Source organism: Streptomyces sp. NPDC091292, from assembly GCF_044757265.1.
GTDB lineage: Bacteria > Actinomycetota > Actinomycetes > Streptomycetales > Streptomycetaceae > Streptomyces.
The window spans coordinates 1-18,930 of record NZ_JBIVUQ010000011.1; the positions used below are offsets into that span (position 1 = coordinate 1).

Here is an 18,930-nt window from a genome sequence, read left to right on the forward strand (position 1 = left end):
CGATCCGACGAGCCTGGCACACCCACCGCTGGGACAACCGCCCGCGCAGCCCCCGCATCCGATAGCCCGGCTCAACGCCTACTGGCGGACGCTCTTAGGCGGGGCGGTGGCCAAGCGCGCGCGATCCGTTCTGTTCCCCGGTCTGATCCCTCGTTCGTAGGAAGCCGGTTCAGGCGGAACGGTTCGCCTGGACCGGCGGTCCCTACCGTCCGGAGACATGACTGTGCTTTCCCGCGGGGCGGCCGGGCCGTCCGCGCGGCCCGGCCGCCCCGGCCTCACCGAACTCCGGCTGTCCGCCTTCGCCGCGCACCGCGCCGCCACCTACCCGCTGGGCCCCCTGACGCTCTTCGCGGGCCCCAGCGGCAGCGGCAAAACAGGTGCCCTGCGCGCGTACGAGGCGTTGGCGCGGCTCGGCGGCGGCGCGTCCCTCGCCGAGGCGTTCCCCGACCCGGCCGCGTGCGTACCCGAACGGGCCCGCCCCGACGCCGAACAGCGGCGCGGCTTCCGCATCGGCTGCACGGTCGACGGCCCCGCCGGAGCCGTACGGCTCGACCTCGCCGTCCAGGCCGAACCCGAACTGCGGATCGTCGGCGAACGCCTCACCCTCGACGGGCTGACCCTCCTGGAGACGGCGTTACGGGACCCCGGCCGGCCCACCGTGCAGGCGGCCTGGCACACCGCGGGGGCCACACCGGTGACCCGCGCGCCCCTGCCCGACGACCTCCTGGGCACCGCGCTCGTGCCGCTGCGCGTCGCGGGCAAGACCGACGGACAGCGTCTGGTGATCGCGGCGGCGGAACAGGCCGTCGTCGCCCTGCGATCGGTGTTCGCGTGCGACCCGCGCCCGGACCGTATGCGCGCGCCCGTCCCCTGTGGCGACGGCCGGCTCCTGAGCGGCTGCGACAACCTCGCCGATGTCCTGCTGCGCACGCGCGCGGAGTGCGGCCGACGCCACGGTCTCTTCGTCAACGCCGTCCGCGCGGGCTGCGCGGGGCCGGTCGCCGACGTGCTCACCGAGGCGCTGCCCGACGGCACGGTACGGGCGGTCGTCGACCGGGGCGACGGGGTCCGTACCCCCGTGCGGCAACTGGGCGAGGGCGAGCTGCGGTACCTGGCGTTCGCCCTGGTCCTGCTCACCGGACCGGGAGTACTGGAAGTCGACCCGGTGGCCGAGGTCCCGTCCGCCTACCAGTCGCTCACCGTCCTCACCGACGGCCTCGACCGGTGCCTCGACGCCCGCCAGTTCCGCGAACTCGTCACTCTCGCCCACGCGATGTGTGCACGCGGGCACATCCGGCTGGTGGGGACGGTGGGCGAAACGGCACCGCTGAGCGAGGCGACAAGGGTGGAGATGGGGGAGACGGGGGAGACGCAGGAGACGGGGGAGACAGGGGAGGCCGCGAGGGCCGGTGTTCTCACGGTGGTAGACCTGGGACGGTGACCACCGCATCCTCAGAGCCCCACGCAACACCTCTCGACGTCCCCTCCTTGCAGCGACGGTTGACCGAATTCGCCGCCGCACGGCACTGGCAGCCCTTCCACACCCCCAAGAACCTCGTCGCCGCGCTCAGCGTGGAAGCCTCCGAACTCGTCGAGATCTTCCAGTGGTTGACCCCCGAGCAGTCGGCGCGGGTCATGGACGACCCCGGCACGGCGCACCGCGTGACCGACGAGGTGGCGGACGTCCTCGCCTACCTCCTTCAGCTCTGCGAGGTGCTGGGCGTCGACCCGCTCGCCGCGCTCGCCGCGAAGATCGACCGCAACGAACACCGCTTCCCGATCCCGGAAGAAGGGGCCTGAACCTGCCCGTCTCTGACAACTTCGTCACTCTCCGGAGTGGATGTCTTATCCACATTCGATTTTCTGTCCACAAATATCGGGCTACCTCTGGCTTTTCGTCCCGAAGGTGCTCACTCTAGGTAGTGGACAAAGGAGTTGGAGCGGACGTGTCGCGGGGCACGTCCCGGAGAGGCAGGGGCGGCGGATGGATGCGGTGCGGCTCATCGGAGTGAGCAGACGTGCCCTGGCGGCGAGGACCGACGCACCGGGCATCATGACCGAGTCGTGGCAGGCTCAGGCCCTGGCCCAGGCGATGGGCAGCAGGCTGGCGGTGACAGGTCCGCCGGAGTTACGGGGCGAGGCGCTCGGCCTCAGCGAGATCGGCGGCCGTGGCTGCGGCGCGCTCGACATCCCGGCCCTCGGTATCGAGGGAATACGGGCGGCGCGGCTGACGGAGATCAGCGACGCCCGGCGCGCCCTGGTGGAGTTGGGCGCCCTGCTCGGCGACGTCGGGATCGCGCTGGTCGGCATCGCCTACTCGGCCGAAGAAGAAGGCACCTACTGGCAGTGCATGGAGGCGATCGACGCGGCGGACGAATGCCGGGACCGGGTCGTGGAGATGATCCGCAGACTGCTGGTGCGCGACCAGGCCATCGCGGAGCCCGACTCGACGGCGGGGGCTTCGTGAAGGCCGGGACGGCGCCGCGGCGATCGGCGCCCGGGGCGATGCGCCGGCCGACGCGGTTTAGGCAATGGTGGCCGATCTCGTGGACGCTGTGCGCGCTCGCCCACTGGACGACGGCCGGGTGGTCGCGGTGGCGGGTCCGGCGGTCAGAAGTCCGGGCCGGCGCCCCTCCCGGAGGCGGTTTCGGGGGCCCTCCCGGAGGCGGCTGTGTCGCCGGCCGCCGTGGTGTCCGGCGACGGGCGACGGGCGCCCGAGGACTGCTGGAGGTCGGCGTCGAGCTGCGACAGATCCGCGGTGAGCGCTGCCATCAGCTCTTCCATCTGCTGCAACAGGCCCTTGGGCGACCCCTGTCGGCCGGGCACGGTCGGCTCGGTGGCGACCCGCGTGGACAGTTCGTGCCCGGACTGTTCGGGACCGGCTTCCTGGGACATGGCGGCCTCCTCGGCCTTCGCCCTCCGCGTGGGGGAGGAGCGGTGACACAAGCGACGCATCGGCGGCGGCCACCGGCGCGGATGCCGGGCGGTCCGGCACCGCCCACGCCAACGATCACTGAGAGACCGGGTCACCGTCGCGGGCGCCGTCGCGGCCGGCGGTTGACGGAATTTCACCCGACCGTGGCCCGGCCACGGCGGCACGACCAGGACGGTTGACGTGTGTTCGACCGTGCAGGATGGAGGTATGGATCTTCGCATCTTCACAGAGCCCCAGCAGGGCGCGACCTACGACACACTCCTGACCGTCGCCAAGGCGACCGAGGACCTCGGATTCGACGCGTTCTTCCGCTCCGACCATTTCCTCTCCATGGGCTCGTCCGACGGGCTGCCCGGACCCACCGACGCCTGGATCACACTGGCCGGGCTCGCCCGCGAGACCAAGCGGATCCGGCTGGGCACGCTGATGACGGCCGGCACCTTCCGGCTGCCGGGTGTGCTCGCGATCCAGGTCGCGCAGGTCGACCAGATGTCGGGAGGCCGCGTCGAACTGGGCCTGGGCGCCGGATGGTTCGAGCAGGAGCACACGGCGTACGGGATTCCGTTCCCCAAGGAGAAGATCGCGCGCCTGGAGGAGCAGCTCGCGATTGTCACGGGGCTGTGGGCGACGGACATCGGCAAGACGTTCAGCTTCGACGGGAGGTACTACCAACTGACCGACTCACCCGCACTGCCGAAGCCCGCGCAGGCCAAGGTGCCCGTGCTGATCGGCGGGCACGGCGCGACCCGCACACCGCGCCTCGCCGCGCAGTACGCCGACGAGTTCAACATGCCGTTCGCGTCGATCGAGGACAGTGAGCGCCAGTTCGGCCGGGTCGGGGACGCGGCGGAACAGGCCGGAAGGGGCAGGGACACGCTGGTGTACTCCAACGCGCTCGTGGCCTGTGTCGGCAAGGACGATGCCGAGGTCGCCCGGCGGGCCGCCGCGATCGGCCGGGACGTGGCCGAACTCAAGGCCAACGGTCTCGCAGGTTCCCCGGCGGAGGTCGTCGACAAGATCGGGCGGTACGAGGCGATCGGTTCCCGGCGGATCTACCTCCAGATGCTGGACCTGTCCGACCTGGACCATCTGGAGCTGATCGCGTCGCAGGTCCAGTCGCAGTTGTCGTAGCGGAGCCGCTGTCCGGGGGTCCGGCGGCAGAGGGAGGCGCGCCGTGAGGCGCGGTCTCCCCCCTGCCGCCGGGCGTGGGCCGGCTCCCGCGGACGGGGTGTCGTTCGGGGGTGTCAGAGGCGGGGGTCCACCGGTTCCGACTCCAGGGACAGCACCGCGAACACCGCTTCGTGGACGCGCCACAGCGGCTCGTCCCCGGCGAGACGGTCCAGGGCCTCCAGGCCGAGTGCGTACTCGCGCAGGGCGAGGGAGCGCTTGTGGCCCAGGTGACGGCCGCGGAGCCGGGCGAGGTTGTCGGGGCGGGTGTACTCGGGACCGTAGATGATCCGCAGGTACTCCCGGCCCCGGCACTTCACACCGGGCTGTACGAGCCGGTCCTGACCGGTGCGGACGAGGGCGCCGAGCGGCTTCACCACCATGCCCTCACCGCCCTGGCCCGTCATCTCCAGCCACCAGTCGACGCCCGCCTGAACCGACGCCTCGTCGCCGGTGTCGACGAGGAGACGGCGGGTGGTGCGCAGCAGACCGGTCGGGTCGTGTTCCACGAGCCGGTCGATGAGGGCCAGTTGCTCGTCGTGCGGGAGCCCGGCGAGGGACCGGCCACGGACAGCGAGGATCTGGAAGGGGGCGAGATGGACACCGTCGAGACCGTCGGTGGTCCAGCAGTAGCGACGGTAGGCGTCGGTGAACGCGGCGGCGTCCACGGCCCGTTCGCGCTGCCGGGCCAGCAGGCCGGCCACGTCCGTGCCGCGCGCGGAGGCCGCTTCGAGGGCCGCGACGGCCTCCGGCAGCACGGCGCCCGAGGCGGCGCCGACCGCCGCGTACTGGGCCCGCAGCAGCCCGGACGCCTTCAGCGACCACGGCATCAGCTCCGCGTCGAGCAGCAGCCAGTCCGTGTCGAGCGATTCCCACAGCCCGGCGCCCGTCGCGGCGGCGCGCAGCCGGCCGAGGATCTCCTCGGTGATCTTCTCGTCGTCGAAGAAGGGCCGGCCGGTGCGGGTGTAGAGGGAGCCGGTCGGGCCGTCCACGCCGAAGCGTTCCCGTGCCGCGTCCGCGTCGCGGCACACCAGCGCCACCGCGCGCGAACCCATGTGCTTCTCCTCGCACACGACACGCTCGACCCCGTCGGACAGGTACTGGGCGAACGCCTCGGCGGGGTGCTCCAGGAAGCCCTCGCGCGAAGAGGTCGCGGTGGGTGCCATGGTCGGCGGGAGGTAGGGCACGAGCCGCGGGTCGACCGCGAAGCGGCTCATGACCTCCAGGGCCGCCGCCGCGTTCTCCTCGCGCACGGCGATCCGCCCGGCGTGCCGGGTCTCCACGACCCGCCGCCCGTGCACGTCCGACAGGTCGAGGGGCCGCCCCTCGTGACCACCCGGTGCCTCGGCGGCGAGCGGGCGGACGGGCTCGTACCAGACCTGCTCGGCCGGTACGTCGACCAGTTCGCGTTCGGGCCAGCGCAGGGCGGTGAGGGCGCCGCCGAAGACACAGCCGGTGTCCAGGCAGAGGGTGTTGTTCAGCCAGCGGGCGTCGGGCACCGGGGTGTGACCGTAGACGACGGCCGCGTGGCCCCGGTAGTCCTCGGCCCACGGGTAGCGCACGGGCAGGCCGAACTCGTCGGTCTCGCCGGTGGTGTCGCCGTACAGGGCGTGCGAGCGGACCCGGCCGGAGGTGCGGCCGTGGTACTTCTCGGGCAGCCCGGCGTGGCAGACCACGAGGTTGCCTCCGTCGAGGACGTAGTGGCTGACCAGACCGCGGACGAACTCGGCGACGTCTGCGCGGAACTCGTCGCTCTCGCGGTCGAACTGCTCAGCGGTCTCGGCGAGACCATGGGTGAGCTGGACCTTCTTGCCGGCGAGCCAGCGGCCGAGCTTGTTCTCGTGGTTGCCGGGCACGCACAGCGCGTTGCCCGACGCGACCATCGCCATCACGCGCCGCAGCACCCCGGGACTGTCGGGGCCCCGGTCCACGAGGTCGCCGACGAAGACGGCGGTGCGGCCGTCGGGGTGGACGCCGTCGACGTAGCCGAGCCGGGTCAGCAGGGTGTCCAGCTCGGAGCGGCAGCCGTGGATGTCGCCGATGATGTCGAAGGGACCGGTGAGGTGGGTGAGGTCGTTGAAGCGCTTCTCGGTGACGATCTCCGCGCCGTCGATCTCCTCGACGCCGCGCAGGATGTGCACCTTGCGGAAACCCTCGCGTTCGAGGCCGCGCAGCGAGCGGCGGAGTTCGCGCTGGTGGCGCTGGATCACATGGCGCGGCATGCCGGCCCGGTCGGGGCGCGCGGCGTTGCGTTCCGCGCACACCGACTCGGGCACGTCGAGGACGATCGCCTGGGGCATGACGTCGTACTCGCGGGCCAGCCGGACGAGCTGCTTCCGGGCGTCGGACTGGACGTTCGTGGCGTCGACGACGGTGCGGCGGCCGGCGGCGAGGCGCTTGCCCGCGATGTAGTGCAGGACGTCGAAGGCGTCGCGGGAGGCCGCCTGGTCGTTCTCGTCGTCGGAGACCAGGCCGCGGCAGAAGTCGCTGGACAGGACCTCCGTCGGCTTGAAGTGGCGGAGGGCGAAGGTCGACTTGCCGGAGCCGGTGGCGCCGATCAGCACCACGAGGCACAGGTCGGTGACGGGCAGCGTGCGGGTCATGCGGCCTCCTCCTTCGCGGTGTCGCGCCCGGGGGCGTGGCCGGTGTCGCGGGGGGTGTCGTGGTCGGGATGGTGACGGGGGCCGTGGTCCGTGTCGTGGCGGGCGTCCTGGCGAGGGCTCGGGCCCTCCTCCGGCTCAGGGTCCGCCGCCCTGCGGAACAGGGCCAGCTGGGTGGGCGGCCCCACCTCGGGGTCGTCGGGGCCCACAGGACGGAGTTCGACGGTGTAGCCGTGCCGCGCGGCCACGGCGTCCGCCCAGGCACGGAACTCGTCGCGCCGCCACTCGAAGCGGTGGTCGCCGTGCCGGACATGCCCGGCGGGCAGCGACTCCCAGCGCACGTTGTACTCGACGTTCGGCGTGGTCACGACCACCGTGGCCGGACGCGCGGCGCCGAACACCGCGTACTCCAGGGCCGACAGCCGGGGCGGGTCGACATGCTCGATCACCTCGCTGAGCACCGCGGCGTCGTACCCGGTGAGACGGCGGTCGGTGTACGTGAGCGAGCCCTGGAAGAGCTTCACGCGCGCGGCCTGCCGCTCGCCCATCGTGTCCAGACGCAGCCGCCGCGAGGCGATGGTCAGCGCCCGTACGGACACGTCGACGCCGACGACCTCCGTGAACCGGGCGTCCTTGAGCAGCGCCTGCACCAACTGGCCCTGACCGCAGCCCAGGTCGAGCACCCGGCCCGCACCCGCGTCGTGCAGCGCGGTGACGATCGCCGCCCGGCGGCTGACCGCGAGCGGCACCGGCTTCTCCTCGGTGTCCGTGCCCTCGTCCACGGCGTTGTCGATCTCCTCGACCTCGCTGTCGTCGGCCTCCGCGAGGCGTGCCAGCTCAAGGCGTTCCCTCGCGGCGCGCGTCAGCGACCAGCGGCGCGCCAGGTAGCGGCTGGTGATGACGTTCTGCTCCGGGTGCGCCGCGAGCCAGCCCTCGCCCGCGCGCAGCAGCTTGTCGACCTCGTCCTCGGAGACCCAGTAGTGCTTGGCGTCGTCGAGGACCGGCAGCAGGACGTACAGATGCCGCAGCGCCTCGGCGAGGGTCGGGGTGCCGTCGAGGACGAGCCGTACGTACCGCGAGGCGCCCCACTCCGGGAAGCGGTCGTCCAGCGGTACGGGGTCCGCCGTCACCGTCCAGCCCAGCGGCTCGAACAGCGCACGGACCAGGTCGGCTCCGCCGCGCGCGGGCAGCGCGGGCACCTCGACACGCAGCGGCAGCGGTACGCCCGGCAGCTCGGGCCGCGCCTTGCACTGCCCCTTCATCGCGCTGGAGAACACCCCGCTCAGCGCGACCGCGAGCAGGGACGACGCGGCGTAGGGGCGGTCGTTCACGTACTGCGCGAGCGTCGCGTCCGGCGCGCCGCCCCGGCCCTTGCCCTTGCCGCGCCGGACCAGCGCCACCGGATCCACCTCCAGCAACAGCGCGGCCGTGCAGCGCTCGGGCGTCGCCTCGGGGTAGAAGACGTGCGCCGTGCCGTGCGAGGTGGAGAACGCCTGGGCGCGCCCGGGATGCTTGTGCAGCAGAAACCCGAGGTCGGTCGCGGGGCGTTCGGGGGTACCGGTCGTACTGATCGTCAGGAACACCTGACCGAGTATCGCCGGGCGCGGCGCCCGTATCCAGGGACTTTTCCCGTACCCGGACGCCGACGGCCCGACACGGCCCCCGTCCGGACCTCGCACCGCCCGTGCCCGGCCGCTGCCCGGCCGCCACCCCCCACCTCCGCGCGGACGCGATCCGAGCGCCCGCCCGTACCCCACGCCACCCCCCGGCCCCGGGTCCAGTGGGCTTGCTCCGTACGGGCCCCGCCGACCCGTGCGGGCGCACCCCGGCAAGATCACCTGACTGTCCTAGCGCGGGCCCGTGTGACCTGCGGTGTTCGGTCGCGGGCGCCCGCAGGAGGCGGAAATTCCCACTGGCGGACGAGCGGCTGGAGATGCGGTGGCCCCGGGGGCGCTTTCACATGAGTGATCGACGGTGCCGACTCTCGTCAGCGCATGGGTAATGGCCCTTGCGCGGTTGGCGCCTGACGGAGGATCACATGAACGTACGACGCATTCTGGTCTCGGCCGGGATGGCCGCCGCGACGGCCGCCCTGGCCGTGGCGCCGGCCTTCGCCGCCGCCGCTCCCGCGGGCGGCCCCCCGCGCAACGAGGAGACCCTCGACTTCCGGCCCAACCCGGCCCGCTCCGGCGGCTCGGTGGAGGTCACCACGTTCCACTGCGGTGACAGCCAGTTCGCCTGGGTCGACACGGATTCGATCCGTGACGCGAACCGGGTGAAGCTCACCCGGGGCTTCGGGGACCGTACCCTGACGGGCCGCCTGCACCTGCCCGACGAGACACGGCCGGGCCGCCATGACATCACGGGCCGGTGCGAGAACGGCTCCGAGCTGCGCGGTGTCCTCGAAGTCGTCCCGGGCCGCGGCGCCCACGCCGGATTCGGCATCGACCAGAACAACACCACGCACGCGGTCGCCGGATCCGTGCTGATCGCCGGTGCCGGACTCGGCGGGGCCTTCCTGCTGCGTCAGCGCCGCGCCCGCCAGGCCTGACCCTGACTCCGGGTCCCCCTGATCCCCTGTCCCGCTGACTCCCCGATCCGATCCGATCCACTCACCAGCCGCCGACCACCCTCCCACCACCCTCCCACCACCCGCCGACCACCCGCTCCCGGGGCGCTCCGGGAGCGGGATCCGCGCTCCCGCCCGCCCCCGGGCCCGCGCACCCCCGTCGGCGGAACCTCTCGCCCCGGGGGCAGGCACACTCCACCGCCGAACCGCGCCGCGTACTCGCCTACCGTCGCGCCGCAGAAGGAGCCCGCCGCATGTTCTGGCAGCACAAGACCGCCCGCGCGGTCTACGTCGACCCCGAGACCGCGCACGCCCAGGCCGTACGCGCCGAGATCATGAACCCCCGGTCCCGGCGGGGCCGGCACAGGCGCGGCGGCTGGTCGATGGTCGCCCTCGCCGTGCTTCTCGGCGTCCGGCTCGTGCAGGGGGACCCGTACGCCGATCCGCCGCAGCCCACCGCCGCGGCGGCCGTGGGAGCCGCGCCGGGCAAGAGCGGGTCGCAGGACGGCGCCAAGGGGTCCCGCCCCTCGCGCTTCGGGGAGATCGCGCCCGGCGCCCACGCCCCGATGAGCCCGTCGCGCCCCGCACGCCTCGCGATCCCGTCGATCGGCGTGAACGCGCCCTTCCTGGACATCGGCTACGACGCACAGGGACAGATCGACGCACCGCCGCCCGAACGGGCCGACACGGCGGGCTGGTTCGCCTCCGGACCCACACCGGGCGAGCAGGGCACGGCCGTGATCTCCGGCCATGTCGACACCCGGCGCGGCCCCGCCGTCTTCTACTCCCTCGGCGCCCTCCCCAAGGGCTCGACCGTCGAGATCGCACGGGACGACGGCAAGACCGCCGTGTTCACCGTCTACGGGGTCGAGGTCGTGCCCCGCGACGACTTCCCCGCCGAACGCGTGTACGCAGACACCGGCACGCCCGAGCTGCGGCTCATGACGTGCGGCGGCACGTTCACCGGTGGCCAGGGGTACGACGCGAATGTGATCGCGTTCGCCAAGCTGACCGACGTACGGTAGGCGCGCCTTCTCCGGCCCGGCGTGCGCGGGTCGGCCGAAGGGCGCGCGTCCGGTGGCGGGGCGGGGAAGGATGGGCCCATGGGATTCCACGTCGACTCCGAGACCGGCCGGCTGCGCCGCGTCATACTCCACCGGCCGGATCTGGAGCTGAAACGCCTCACCCCCAGCAACAAGGACGCCCTCCTCTTCGACGACGTCCTGTGGGTACGCCGGGCCCGGCAGGAGCACGACGGGTTCGCCGGCGTCCTGCGGGACCGGGGCGTCGAGGTCCACCTCTTCGGCGACCTGCTCACCGAGTCGCTGGAGATCCCGGCAGCCCGGAACCTCGTCCTGGACCGCGTCTTCGACGAGAAGGAGTACGGGCCGCTGGCCACCGGCCATCTGCGGGCCGCCTTCGAGACGCTGCCCGCCGCCGAACTCTGCGAGGCGCTGGTCGGCGGCATGACCAAGCGGGAGTTCCTGGCCGGGCACCCCGAACCGACCTCCGTCCGCTTCCACGCCATGGAACTCGACGACTTCCTGCTCGGCCCGCTCCCCAACCACCTCTTCACCCGCGACACCTCCGCCTGGATCTACGACGGTGTGTCGATCAACGCGATGCGCTGGCCCGCGCGGCAGCGCGAGACCGTCCACTTCGAGGCGATCTACCGGCACCACCCGCTGTTCCACACCGCCGACGCCGGGCCCTTCCACGTCTGGTCCGAGGGCCAGCTCGACTATCCGTCGACCATCGAGGGCGGCGACGTCCTGGTCATCGGCAACGGCGCCGTACTCATCGGCATGAGCGAGCGGACCACACCCCAGGCCGTCGAGATGCTCGCGCACAAACTGTTCGCGGCCGGGTCGGCGCGGACGATCGTGGCGCTCGACATGCCGAAGCGGCGCGCGTTCATGCATCTGGACACTGTGATGACGATGGTCGACGCGGACACCTTCACGCAGTACGCGGGCCTCGGCATGCTCCGCTCGTACACCATCGAACCGGGCGTGGACGCCCGCGAGTTGAAGGTCACGGACCATCCGCCGGAGCACATGCACCGCGCCGTCGCCGCCGCGCTCGGCCTGGGCGAGATCCGGGTCCTCACCGCCACCCAGGACGTCCACGCGGCGGAGCGCGAGCAGTGGGACGACGGCTGCAATGTCCTCGCGGTCGAACCCGGCGTCGTCATCGCCTACGAGCGCAACGCGACCACCAACGCCCATCTGCGGAAACAGGGCATCGAGGTGATCGAGATCCGCGGCAGCGAACTCGGCAGGGGGCGCGGCGGGCCACGGTGCATGAGCTGTCCGGTGGAGCGGGACGCCGTCCGCTGACGCATACCCCGGGCCCCCAGTCCGTATATAAATGTGGGTTATCGTATAGACTTCCAAAGTCCCGGGCCCCGCAATTCCCGGTCCCGCAGCTCTCCGCCCCGCAGTCCTCAGCCGATCCAGGAGTCCCCGCCATGGTGCATGTCCCGACCGGTTTCACCGGCCGTCACTTCGTCAAGGAGCTGGACTTCACCGCGCAGGAGTTCCTCGGCCTGGTCCGGCTGGCCGCCGAGCTGAAGGCCGCCAAGAAGGCCGGCACGGAGACCCAGGAGCTACGGGGCCGGAACATCGCCCTGATCTTCGAGAAGACCTCGACCCGCACCCGCTGCGCCTTCGAGGTCGCCGCCGCCGACCAGGGCGCCACGACCACGTATCTCGACCCCTCCGGCTCCCAGATCGGGCACAAGGAGTCCGTCAAGGACACCGCACGCGTGCTCGGCCGCATGTTCGACGCCATCGAGTACCGCGGCGACAGCCAGGCAGCCGTCGAGGAACTCGCCGCCCACGCGGGCGTGCCCGTCTACAACGGCCTCACCGACGACTGGCACCCCACCCAGATGCTCGCCGACGTCCTCACCATGACCGAGCACTGCGCCAAGGACATCGACCGGGACCCGTACGTCCTCGCCTACCTCGGTGACGCCCGCTTCAACATGGGCAACTCGTACCTGATCACGGGCGCGCTGCTCGGTATGGACGTCCGGATCGTGGCGCCCGAGGCGTACTGGCCCGCCGACGCCGTGCTCACCCGCGCGCGGGAGCTGGCCGGGACGAGCGGCGCCGTCATCACGCTCACCGAGGACACCACGGAAGGCGTGCGGGGCGCCGACTTCGTCGCCACCGATGTGTGGGTGTCGATGGGGGAGCCCAAGGAGGTGTGGGACGAGCGGATCACCGCACTCGCGCCGTACGCCGTGACCATGGACGTGCTGCGCGCCACGGGCAATGCGCAGGTGCGGTTCCTGCACTGCCTGCCGGCCTTCCACGACCTGGGGACGAAGGTGGGCCGCGACATCTACGAGAGCCACGGCCTGGACTCCCTGGAGGTCACCGACGAGGTGTTCGAGTCGGACCATTCGGTCGTCTTCGACGAGGCCGAGAACCGGCTGCACACCATCAAGGCGGTCCTGGTGGCGACCCTCGCCTGAACCCGCCCCCGAACTCGACCGCGCGTGCGGGTTTCGGCGTATGGGCGATCAGGAGTGCCGGCGCTGGCGCGGCACCGAGGGCAGCGTGAACCACACCGCCTTGCCGGTCTCCGTCGCCCGGTGCCCGCACGACGAACTCAGCGTCCGGATCAGCAGCAGCCCCCGCCCGTGCTCCTGCCAGGGATCCGGCTCGCCCAGCGGTCCCGGCCGGGTGAGATGGTGCGGCGGTGCGGGGTCCGGATCGTGCACCTCCACCTGACAGCCGGTCGGCAGCAGCTCCACCACCAGCTCGATCGGATCGTCGCCCGCCGTGTGCTCCACCGCGTTGGCGACCAGCTCGGCCGTGAGCAGCTCCGCCGTGTCACTGTCGGCGGCGTGCTCGATGTCGGCGAGCGCCGTCCGCACCAGGGCACGCGCCACCGGCACCGCCGCAGTGGTGTGCGGCAGCGCGATACGCCAGGAGGCGGGGGCGGAGGGTTCGGGCACGACATGTCCGTTCGGGGGAGCAGGTGGTCCTGCCGTCAACCTTATGAATGGTACGGGGTGCCGCGGCAGGGCCGACGGTAGGGCGAACAGGGGACCTCCGCCCCTGGTCGGCCAATGGTGCGGGCACGCGCACCGGGCCAGGATGGACCCAGCACACCACCCCTGGGAGGTCTCGTCATGCCGGACGTCGCACTCACCGGAGGCACGCTCACGTACGGAGACAGCGGCGGGGACGGCCCCGTCGTCGTCCTGCTGCACGGGCTGGTCCACGACGCCACGGTCTGGCGCAAGGTCGTCACCGCCCTCGGCCCCGGCTTCCGGCTGATCACGCCGACGCTGCCCTACGGCGCCCACCGCACCCCGATGAACCCCGACGTGCCGCTCTCCCCGGACTCCGTCAACGCCATGATCGTGGAGTTCCTGGACCGCCTCGACCTGCGGGACGTGACCCTGGTCGAGAGCGACTGCGGACGGGCCCAGACCGTCGCGGCCCGCCACCCGGAACGGCTGGCCCGGCTCGTCCTGATCTCCTGCGAGGCGTTCGACAACTACCCGCCGGGGCTGCCCGGCAAGATGCTCACGCTCGCCTGCCGGACCCCCGGCGGCATCCCGTTCCTGGTACGGACCCTCGGTCTGAAGGCGCTGCGTAAGCTGCCCGTCGGAATCGGCGCCCTCGCGAAGTATCCGATCCCCGACGAGATCGTGGCGGGCTGGCTGGAGCCGCTGCGCACCGACCCGGCGATCCGCGCCGACTTCCGGCGCTACGGCAGGGCCGTACGCGGGACCGAACTCCTCGAAGCGGTCGAGGGCCTGGCGAAGTTCGACCGGCCCGCCCTCGTCGTCTGGGCGACCGAGGACCTGATGATGCCCCGCGAGCACGGCAGCCGCCTCGCCGCGCTCCTTCCGCAGGGCCGGCTCGTCGAGATCACCGACTCACGGACCCTCATCGCCGAGGACCAGCCGGGGCAACTTTCCGACGCACTCAGGGAGTTCATCGTGACGACGGGCTGATCCGCTCCACGTACGCCACATCACCGCCCGCATGGTGGCATCGCCAGGTATTGGGTGCATGGGTACATTGAGGCGTATCGCTGGAGAGTCGGAGCGTCGGCTCGATGCGAAAGTGGTGGGGGCATGCTGATCGAGACAGTGTTCCGGAGCGAGGACGTACCGGCGGCGGACCGGTTCGAAAGCTGGCGTGAACGCATGGCGCGGACCCATGCCCCGATGGACCTCAGCAGCGAGTACGCGGCGGATTTCCGGGCGTTCCAGAGGTTCATCTCGCTGGGTGAGGTGACCGTCTGGCCGGCCTCTTTCCAGCCCCTGGTCTTCCGGCGGACACCGAAGCTGATCCGGCAGTCCGATCCCGAGGTGTACCACCTCTCCCTTCTGCTGAACGGGGCCGCCGGCGCCACCTGGGGCGAGCAGCGGGTCGCGACATACAACCCGTTCGACTTCCATGTGAACGACTCCTCGCGGCCCTACGACATCTGGACCGGCCCCGAGCCCATCAGGTCGGTGGGTGTCGAGGTGCCCAAGGCGCTGTTGCCGCTGCCCAGGGACCGGGCCGACCGGATCATCGGGCACCGGCTGTCGGGGCGGGAGGGGATCGGCGTCCTGCTGGCGCAGTTCCTCGTGCAGGTGACCGAGCACACCGACCAGTACGCGGTGTCCGACGGGCCACGGCTGGGGACCGTACTGCTCGATCTGGTCGCCGCGCTGTTCGCCCACACCCTCGACGCGGAGGATTCCGTACCGCCCGAAACGTATCGGCGGAATCTGGCGCTGGAAATCAGGGCATTCATCCAGGCCCATCTTCAGGACCCGCAGCTGACCCCTCGGGCGATCTCCCAGGCGCATGGAATTTCCCTCAGCTATCTCCACCGGATCTTCCAGGACACGGACGAATCCGTGTCCGCCTATCTGCGCCGTACACGACTGGCGCGGGCCCGCGACGACCTGGCCGATCCGGCGCTGCGTGGCATTCCCGTCCACGCCATCGCGGCGCGCTGGGGATTCACCCACCCGGCCGCTTTCAGCCGGGCGTTCCGTGACGCCTACGGAATTCCGCCGACCGTCCACCGTCGCCGGGCCATCGGGCCCTTGGAGTAGACGGAGCGTCAAGCAATCATGGACCCCTCGCCAACGACGGCCGGGCTGGTCAGGCGCATGCTGGGAGACGGTGGACAGACCCTGGCCACACAGATCGGTAAGTGGATCACACGGGGGAACAATGGAACAGCCCGAAGTGGTGATCGAGGGTGTCGAATTCCCTGAGGCCCGGCCGCGGATCGCCGCCGCGCTGAGGTCTCTCTCCGATGTCTCCTACCAACAGCGCGCCTGGGTCCGGCGCACACCGGCGGCGGACGACCCGCCGGGCGACCTCACGACGGCGATCAATGTGCTGTACGACGACCATCACGTCCTGGACGACCCCGAAGCCGCGTGGGGGCCGGTCCTCAGAAACGACACGGAGGTCGCCGCGATGAAACGCCTCGCGGATCTCCTGAATTCGCTGATCGAGGAAAAGGGGTGGGCCGGGGACGAGGAATACGTGGCCGCCCCGGCGTGGACGTCGGTGGCGGAGGCGGCAGACGCGGCACTCCGGGAGATGTGCCGGCCGCAGGCGGGCTAACGGCGTGGCTGCCAGGACCAGTTGCGGCGTTCGTAGGCCACCTGGAAGCCGAGGCGGAGCATGTTGTGCAGCGAAGAATTATGGGTCCCCGCGGTCCCGGCACCGGACTCGGCGCCCGTCTCCGCGATGAGCAGACGGCACCCCAGCTCCTGGGCCACCCGGGCCCGCGCCGCCAGCAGAGCGGTCTGACCGCCGCGCTTGCGGGCGTGGGGCAGTACGGCACCGGCGAACATCTGCGCCGTCCCACCATGGACGTGAAGGGTTCCGGTGCCGACGATCTCCCCGTCCAGCCAGGCCGCGAAGGGGTGCCACCCCGGCCGGGTCGCGGTCGCGGCGCCCATCTCCGCGTACCGCTCGACCGGCATTCCGAAGGCCCGCATCATGACCGATCCCCACTCGGCGGCCCGGTCCGCCTCCACAGGGGCCACCTGGATTCTGGCGGGGGACATGCCCAGCGCGTCGGCGCGGGCGACGGCCTCATCGGTCGGGCAGGCGAGCTTCACCCAGGACGACGCCGGGACGATTCCTTCCCGCTCGCACACCTCCGCCCACTCCTTGGGCAGGAAGGCGGGCGCGATCTGGAAGGTGGCCTGCGGAGTCCGCTGCGCCCGGTAGAAGGCGCAGACCTCGCCGATCGACTCGGCGGTGACCGGCGCGGTGACACCGAAGCCGAGGGCCTTGCTCCAGTAGTGGGTGACGTCCTCGCGCATCGACAGCACCACTCCGCCACCGATCCGCGCGGCGCTCATGCCCAGTGCGGTACGGACGGCCTCGGGAGCCTCCGTCTCGAAGCTGAAGAGCGCCTCGGCCTCGGACCGCTCGGCGACGGACGGATCGACGACATCGGTCATGAATCAGCTACTCCTTGTGTGACAGGTCGGGCGGCAGCGGGACAGTCAATCCTGCCGGGCGGCGGCCCGCTTGATCAGCTCGGCCACGGCTTCCGGCTGCGAGACGTACACGGCGTGGCTCGCGGAGGTCTCGCTCACGGTGGCTCCGGCCCGCTCGGCCATCGCGCGCTGCGCCGGGGGCGGGATCATCCGGTCCTCGGTCGTGACGAGGTACCAGCTCGGCCGGGTCCGCCAGGCGGCCTCGGTGACCGGCCCGTTCAGCGCGTCCAGACCCCACGGAACCTGCGAGTCCGCCATGAACCGGGCGTCCTCGGCGGCGACATCGCCCGCGAACGACGCGGCGAACTTCTCCCGGTCCAGGAAGAGGAAGCCGTCCTGGGGCGGCAGGATCGGCGGTACGGGCGCGCCGGGAGCCGGGTCGGCGATGAGGGTGCCGACCGACTCGTCCTTGTCCGGCGCGAAGGCCGCGATGTAGACGAGCGCGGCCACACTGTCGTGTCGGCCCGCCTCGGTGATCACGGCCCCGCCGTAGGAGTGGCCCACGAGCACGGCGGGCCCGTCCTGGGCGTCCAGCACCTGGCGCGTGGCCGCCGCGTCGCCCGCGAGGGAGTGGGTCGGGTTCTGCACGACGCTCACGCGGAATCCGTCGCGGGTCAGGAGGCGGTACACCGACTGCCAGCCGGAGCCGTCCACGAATCCTCCGTGGACGAGGACGACATTTTTGACAGGGTTCTGGCCAGAACTCATGCGATTACTCCTAGATCACCTTGATTCATCCGATTGTCGGAGATCTTCCGGCGAGTGGCCGTCACGAAACGCGTCATCGCCCGTGAGAAGGCGTCCGGCTGGCCGTGCAGCCGTGCGGGTGGGAGGGCAGGCGGGCGGAGGTGCCGGTGCCGATCGGCTGTCAGGGGTTTTCGCTTCGCGTCGGCGGACAGAACTCGACGCGGCACTTGATGAGTGGGGAGGGAGCCCTGACGACGGCCCCGGTTGGTCCGGGGCCGTCGGTCTCGTAGCGGCTGCACCTCAGCCGGTGCTGCCTCCTCTTGCACGTCGTCCCTGGGGCCCTCCCTGCTCCATGCGGGAGCGTCTCACCGCATGGTTCCGACTCAGCCCTGGTTCACGGGAGTTCGTCGATGGCGCAGCCCTGGCGACATGCAGATTGAACTGCGACAGGCTGTCGTTGGCGGGTCCGGCCACGTGATTCACCGGGGGCGGGTTGTGGCGCTGGGTCGGCTGGAACGGCCCCTGGAAGTCACCTGCCGGGAAGTCGACCGCCGAGAATGCCTGGGCCTGCTCGTAGGCCCGCCGGTTCGCCTCCCGTGTCAGCTCGTCCGCCAGGGGCGGGTCTGCCGAGTACGGCTGAGACTGAGACTGGGGCTGGGCACTTTGATGGGAGAAGTACGCGGCCTGTTCCGGACTGAGTGTCGTGCCCCCCGCATACCCCTGGAACTGGGGCTGTTGGTAGCCCCCCGAGTATCCCTGCGAGTACGCCGAGGAGTGAGCCGGGGCAGACGGTTGTTGCCACGTCCCCGCTGCCGCTGCCGCTGCCGCTGCCGCTGCCTCGGCCGGATCCATGGTTTGGTAGTCCCACTGGTCGGGGTTTTCCGCTGGAGGCGTCCCCCTGCCCTGTTGCCGCTCCCGCTCCCTCAACTGGTCCTGAGCATCCCGGTCGACAGCGGCCACCCAGGTGCCCGAGGGCCGTTCCCAGGTAGCGGCCTGCTCCCGGTACTCAGGCAGTGTCGCCCCCGGCCGTGCCGACCGCGCCTGGCCCGGATCCATCTGCGACGGTTCCGTCCGCGCCAGATACCCTCTGGCCTCCTGGGCCATGATCTGTCGCGCCAGCTCAGGGTCGATCGGGCCGCTGCCCTGCGGAGTGCGTCCTGCCGGCGCCTCCCGACTCCACTGGCGCCGATACTCGTCCCCGTAGGGATTGTTCGAGGCGAAGTTCCTCCGACCCTCATCTGACATGCGTGCTACATCCCCGTAATCGATTTAGTCGCCACCAAGACCGGCAGGGCGACCGGGGCGGTTCTCCACCGGCCCGCTGTTGCCCGTGCGCTCCGCTCGCCCGATCCGGTCTGGCCGGATACTTCCCCAACGGGCGGGGCCCGGACATGGTTCAAATCTCGGGCACACGGCAACGTCTCGCCGCTGCACTTTCCCATGGCTGCCTCGCTCCACAGGCTCCGCCGCCGGTCTG

General features: G+C 71.5%; 17 protein-coding genes. 11 read left to right on the top strand and 6 right to left on the bottom strand.

Features of this window, described 5'->3' with window-relative positions:
• Positions 1-217 precede the first annotated feature (217 nt).
• The 3 genes from ACIQNU_RS26595 to ACIQNU_RS26605 all read left to right on the top strand — a co-directional run bounded on the left by ACIQNU_RS26595 (position 218) and on the right by ACIQNU_RS26605 (position 2,467).
• Positions 218-1,441 (top strand): ATP-binding protein, encoded by a 1,224-nt coding sequence (locus tag ACIQNU_RS26595; RefSeq protein WP_401371158.1) that lies wholly within the window; start codon positions 218-220, stop codon positions 1,439-1,441.
• Entirely contained in the window at positions 1,438-1,800 is a 363-nt protein-coding gene (locus ACIQNU_RS26600) for a nucleotide pyrophosphohydrolase (protein ID WP_401371161.1), read from the top strand. The genes ACIQNU_RS26595 and ACIQNU_RS26600 overlap by 4 nt, the downstream gene beginning before the upstream one ends.
• A gap of 184 nt (positions 1,801-1,984) precedes the next feature.
• Positions 1,985-2,467 (top strand): DUF6099 family protein, encoded by a 483-nt coding sequence (locus ACIQNU_RS26605; protein WP_401371163.1) that lies wholly within the window; start codon positions 1,985-1,987, stop codon positions 2,465-2,467.
• Positions 2,468-2,610: 143 nt separating this feature from the next.
• Here ACIQNU_RS26605 and ACIQNU_RS26610 read toward each other — a convergent pair whose 3' ends face one another.
• Positions 2,611-2,895, bottom strand: coding sequence for a hypothetical protein (locus ACIQNU_RS26610; RefSeq protein ID WP_401371166.1), 285 nt, complete (start codon positions 2,893-2,895; stop codon positions 2,611-2,613).
• 247 nt (positions 2,896-3,142) lie between these two features.
• Between ACIQNU_RS26610 and ACIQNU_RS26615 the strand changes: the two genes are divergently transcribed.
• Positions 3,143-4,066 carry an LLM class F420-dependent oxidoreductase gene (locus tag ACIQNU_RS26615; protein WP_401371169.1) on the top strand — a complete coding sequence of 308 codons (924 nt, stop codon included), beginning with the start codon at positions 3,143-3,145 and terminating at the stop codon, positions 4,064-4,066.
• A 113-nt stretch (positions 4,067-4,179) separates the two neighbouring features.
• Here ACIQNU_RS26615 and ACIQNU_RS26620 read toward each other — a convergent pair whose 3' ends face one another.
• Positions 4,180-6,705, bottom strand: coding sequence for a polynucleotide kinase-phosphatase (locus tag ACIQNU_RS26620; RefSeq protein WP_401371171.1), 2,526 nt, complete (start codon positions 6,703-6,705; stop codon positions 4,180-4,182).
• Positions 6,702-8,285, bottom strand: a complete 1,584-nt coding sequence (locus tag ACIQNU_RS26625) for a 3' terminal RNA ribose 2'-O-methyltransferase Hen1 (protein ID WP_401371174.1) — start codon at positions 8,283-8,285, stop codon at positions 6,702-6,704. Before ACIQNU_RS26625 ends, ACIQNU_RS26620 begins: the two co-directional genes overlap by 4 nt.
• Positions 8,286-8,740: 455 nt before the next feature.
• Here ACIQNU_RS26625 and ACIQNU_RS26630 point away from each other — a divergent pair, with 455 nt between their 5' ends.
• The 4 genes from ACIQNU_RS26630 (at position 8,741) to argF (ending at position 12,755) form a co-directional block, all read left to right on the top strand.
• Positions 8,741-9,253: a hypothetical protein gene (locus tag ACIQNU_RS26630; protein WP_401371177.1), complete on the top strand. Its 513-nt coding sequence runs from the start codon at positions 8,741-8,743 to the stop codon at positions 9,251-9,253.
• A 272-nt stretch (positions 9,254-9,525) separates the two neighbouring features.
• Positions 9,526-10,296, top strand: coding sequence for a class F sortase (locus ACIQNU_RS26635; RefSeq protein WP_401371180.1), 771 nt, complete (start codon positions 9,526-9,528; stop codon positions 10,294-10,296).
• A gap of 78 nt (positions 10,297-10,374) precedes the next feature.
• A complete protein-coding gene (locus tag ACIQNU_RS26640; RefSeq protein ID WP_401371182.1) occupies positions 10,375-11,610 on the top strand; it encodes an arginine deiminase in 1,236 nt (411 codons plus the stop codon).
• Positions 11,611-11,741: 131 nt separating this feature from the next.
• Complete coding sequence (gene argF, locus ACIQNU_RS26645; protein ID WP_401371183.1) at positions 11,742-12,755, top strand: ornithine carbamoyltransferase; 1,014 nt, start codon at positions 11,742-11,744, stop codon at positions 12,753-12,755.
• 48 nt (positions 12,756-12,803) lie between these two features.
• On the opposite strand, the gene ACIQNU_RS26650 is transcribed toward argF, so the two are convergent.
• Positions 12,804-13,241 carry an ATP-binding protein gene (locus ACIQNU_RS26650; protein WP_401371185.1) on the bottom strand — a complete coding sequence of 146 codons (438 nt, stop codon included), beginning with the start codon at positions 13,239-13,241 and terminating at the stop codon, positions 12,804-12,806.
• 177 nt (positions 13,242-13,418) lie between these two features.
• On the opposite strand from ACIQNU_RS26650, the gene ACIQNU_RS26655 reads away from it, so the two are divergent.
• The 3 genes from ACIQNU_RS26655 to ACIQNU_RS26665 all read left to right on the top strand — a co-directional run bounded on the left by ACIQNU_RS26655 (position 13,419) and on the right by ACIQNU_RS26665 (position 15,876).
• Positions 13,419-14,252, top strand: coding sequence for an alpha/beta fold hydrolase (locus ACIQNU_RS26655; protein ID WP_401371186.1), 834 nt, complete (start codon positions 13,419-13,421; stop codon positions 14,250-14,252).
• Between the two features lie 123 nt (positions 14,253-14,375).
• On the top strand, positions 14,376-15,353 hold the full coding sequence (locus ACIQNU_RS26660; protein WP_401371188.1) for a helix-turn-helix domain-containing protein: 978 nt from the start codon (positions 14,376-14,378) through the stop codon (positions 15,351-15,353).
• Positions 15,354-15,474: 121 nt separating this feature from the next.
• Positions 15,475-15,876, top strand: a complete 402-nt coding sequence (locus tag ACIQNU_RS26665; protein ID WP_401371190.1) for a hypothetical protein — start codon at positions 15,475-15,477, stop codon at positions 15,874-15,876.
• On the opposite strand, the gene ACIQNU_RS26670 is transcribed toward ACIQNU_RS26665, so the two are convergent.
• Positions 15,873-16,727 carry a GNAT family N-acetyltransferase gene (locus tag ACIQNU_RS26670; protein ID WP_401371191.1) on the bottom strand — a complete coding sequence of 285 codons (855 nt, stop codon included), beginning with the start codon at positions 16,725-16,727 and terminating at the stop codon, positions 15,873-15,875. The genes ACIQNU_RS26665 and ACIQNU_RS26670 overlap by 4 nt on opposite strands.
• Positions 16,728-16,772: 45 nt before the next feature.
• A complete protein-coding gene (locus ACIQNU_RS26675; protein WP_401371193.1) occupies positions 16,773-17,474 on the bottom strand; it encodes an alpha/beta fold hydrolase in 702 nt (233 codons plus the stop codon).
• Positions 17,475-18,930 lie beyond the last annotated feature (1,456 nt).

What these genes read in the sequence shown, in the direction of transcription:
- ACIQNU_RS26655 (WP_401371186.1), top strand. Translation starts at nt 13,419, where the DNA reads ATGCCGGACGTCGCACTCACCGGAGGCACGCTCACGTACGGAGACAGC.
- ACIQNU_RS26640 (WP_401371182.1), top strand. Translation starts at nt 10,375, where the DNA reads ATGGGATTCCACGTCGACTCCGAGACCGGCCGGCTGCGCCGCGTCATA.
- ACIQNU_RS26660 (WP_401371188.1), top strand. Translation starts at nt 14,376, where the DNA reads ATGCTGATCGAGACAGTGTTCCGGAGCGAGGACGTACCGGCGGCGGAC.
- ACIQNU_RS26595 (WP_401371158.1), top strand. Translation starts at nt 218, where the DNA reads ATGACTGTGCTTTCCCGCGGGGCGGCCGGGCCGTCCGCGCGGCCCGGC.
- ACIQNU_RS26615 (WP_401371169.1), top strand. Translation starts at nt 3,143, where the DNA reads ATGGATCTTCGCATCTTCACAGAGCCCCAGCAGGGCGCGACCTACGAC.
- ACIQNU_RS26610 (WP_401371166.1), bottom strand. Translation starts at nt 2,895, where the DNA reads ATGTCCCAGGAAGCCGGTCCCGAACAGTCCGGGCACGAACTGTCCACG.
- ACIQNU_RS26675 (WP_401371193.1), bottom strand. Translation starts at nt 17,474, where the DNA reads ATGAGTTCTGGCCAGAACCCTGTCAAAAATGTCGTCCTCGTCCACGGA.
- ACIQNU_RS26630 (WP_401371177.1), top strand. Translation starts at nt 8,741, where the DNA reads ATGAACGTACGACGCATTCTGGTCTCGGCCGGGATGGCCGCCGCGACG.
- ACIQNU_RS26605 (WP_401371163.1), top strand. Translation starts at nt 1,985, where the DNA reads ATGGATGCGGTGCGGCTCATCGGAGTGAGCAGACGTGCCCTGGCGGCG.
- ACIQNU_RS26670 (WP_401371191.1), bottom strand. Translation starts at nt 16,727, where the DNA reads ATGACCGATGTCGTCGATCCGTCCGTCGCCGAGCGGTCCGAGGCCGAG.
- argF (WP_401371183.1), top strand. Translation starts at nt 11,742, where the DNA reads ATGGTGCATGTCCCGACCGGTTTCACCGGCCGTCACTTCGTCAAGGAG.
- ACIQNU_RS26665 (WP_401371190.1), top strand. Translation starts at nt 15,475, where the DNA reads ATGGAACAGCCCGAAGTGGTGATCGAGGGTGTCGAATTCCCTGAGGCC.
- ACIQNU_RS26635 (WP_401371180.1), top strand. Translation starts at nt 9,526, where the DNA reads ATGTTCTGGCAGCACAAGACCGCCCGCGCGGTCTACGTCGACCCCGAG.
- ACIQNU_RS26620 (WP_401371171.1), bottom strand. Translation starts at nt 6,705, where the DNA reads ATGACCCGCACGCTGCCCGTCACCGACCTGTGCCTCGTGGTGCTGATC.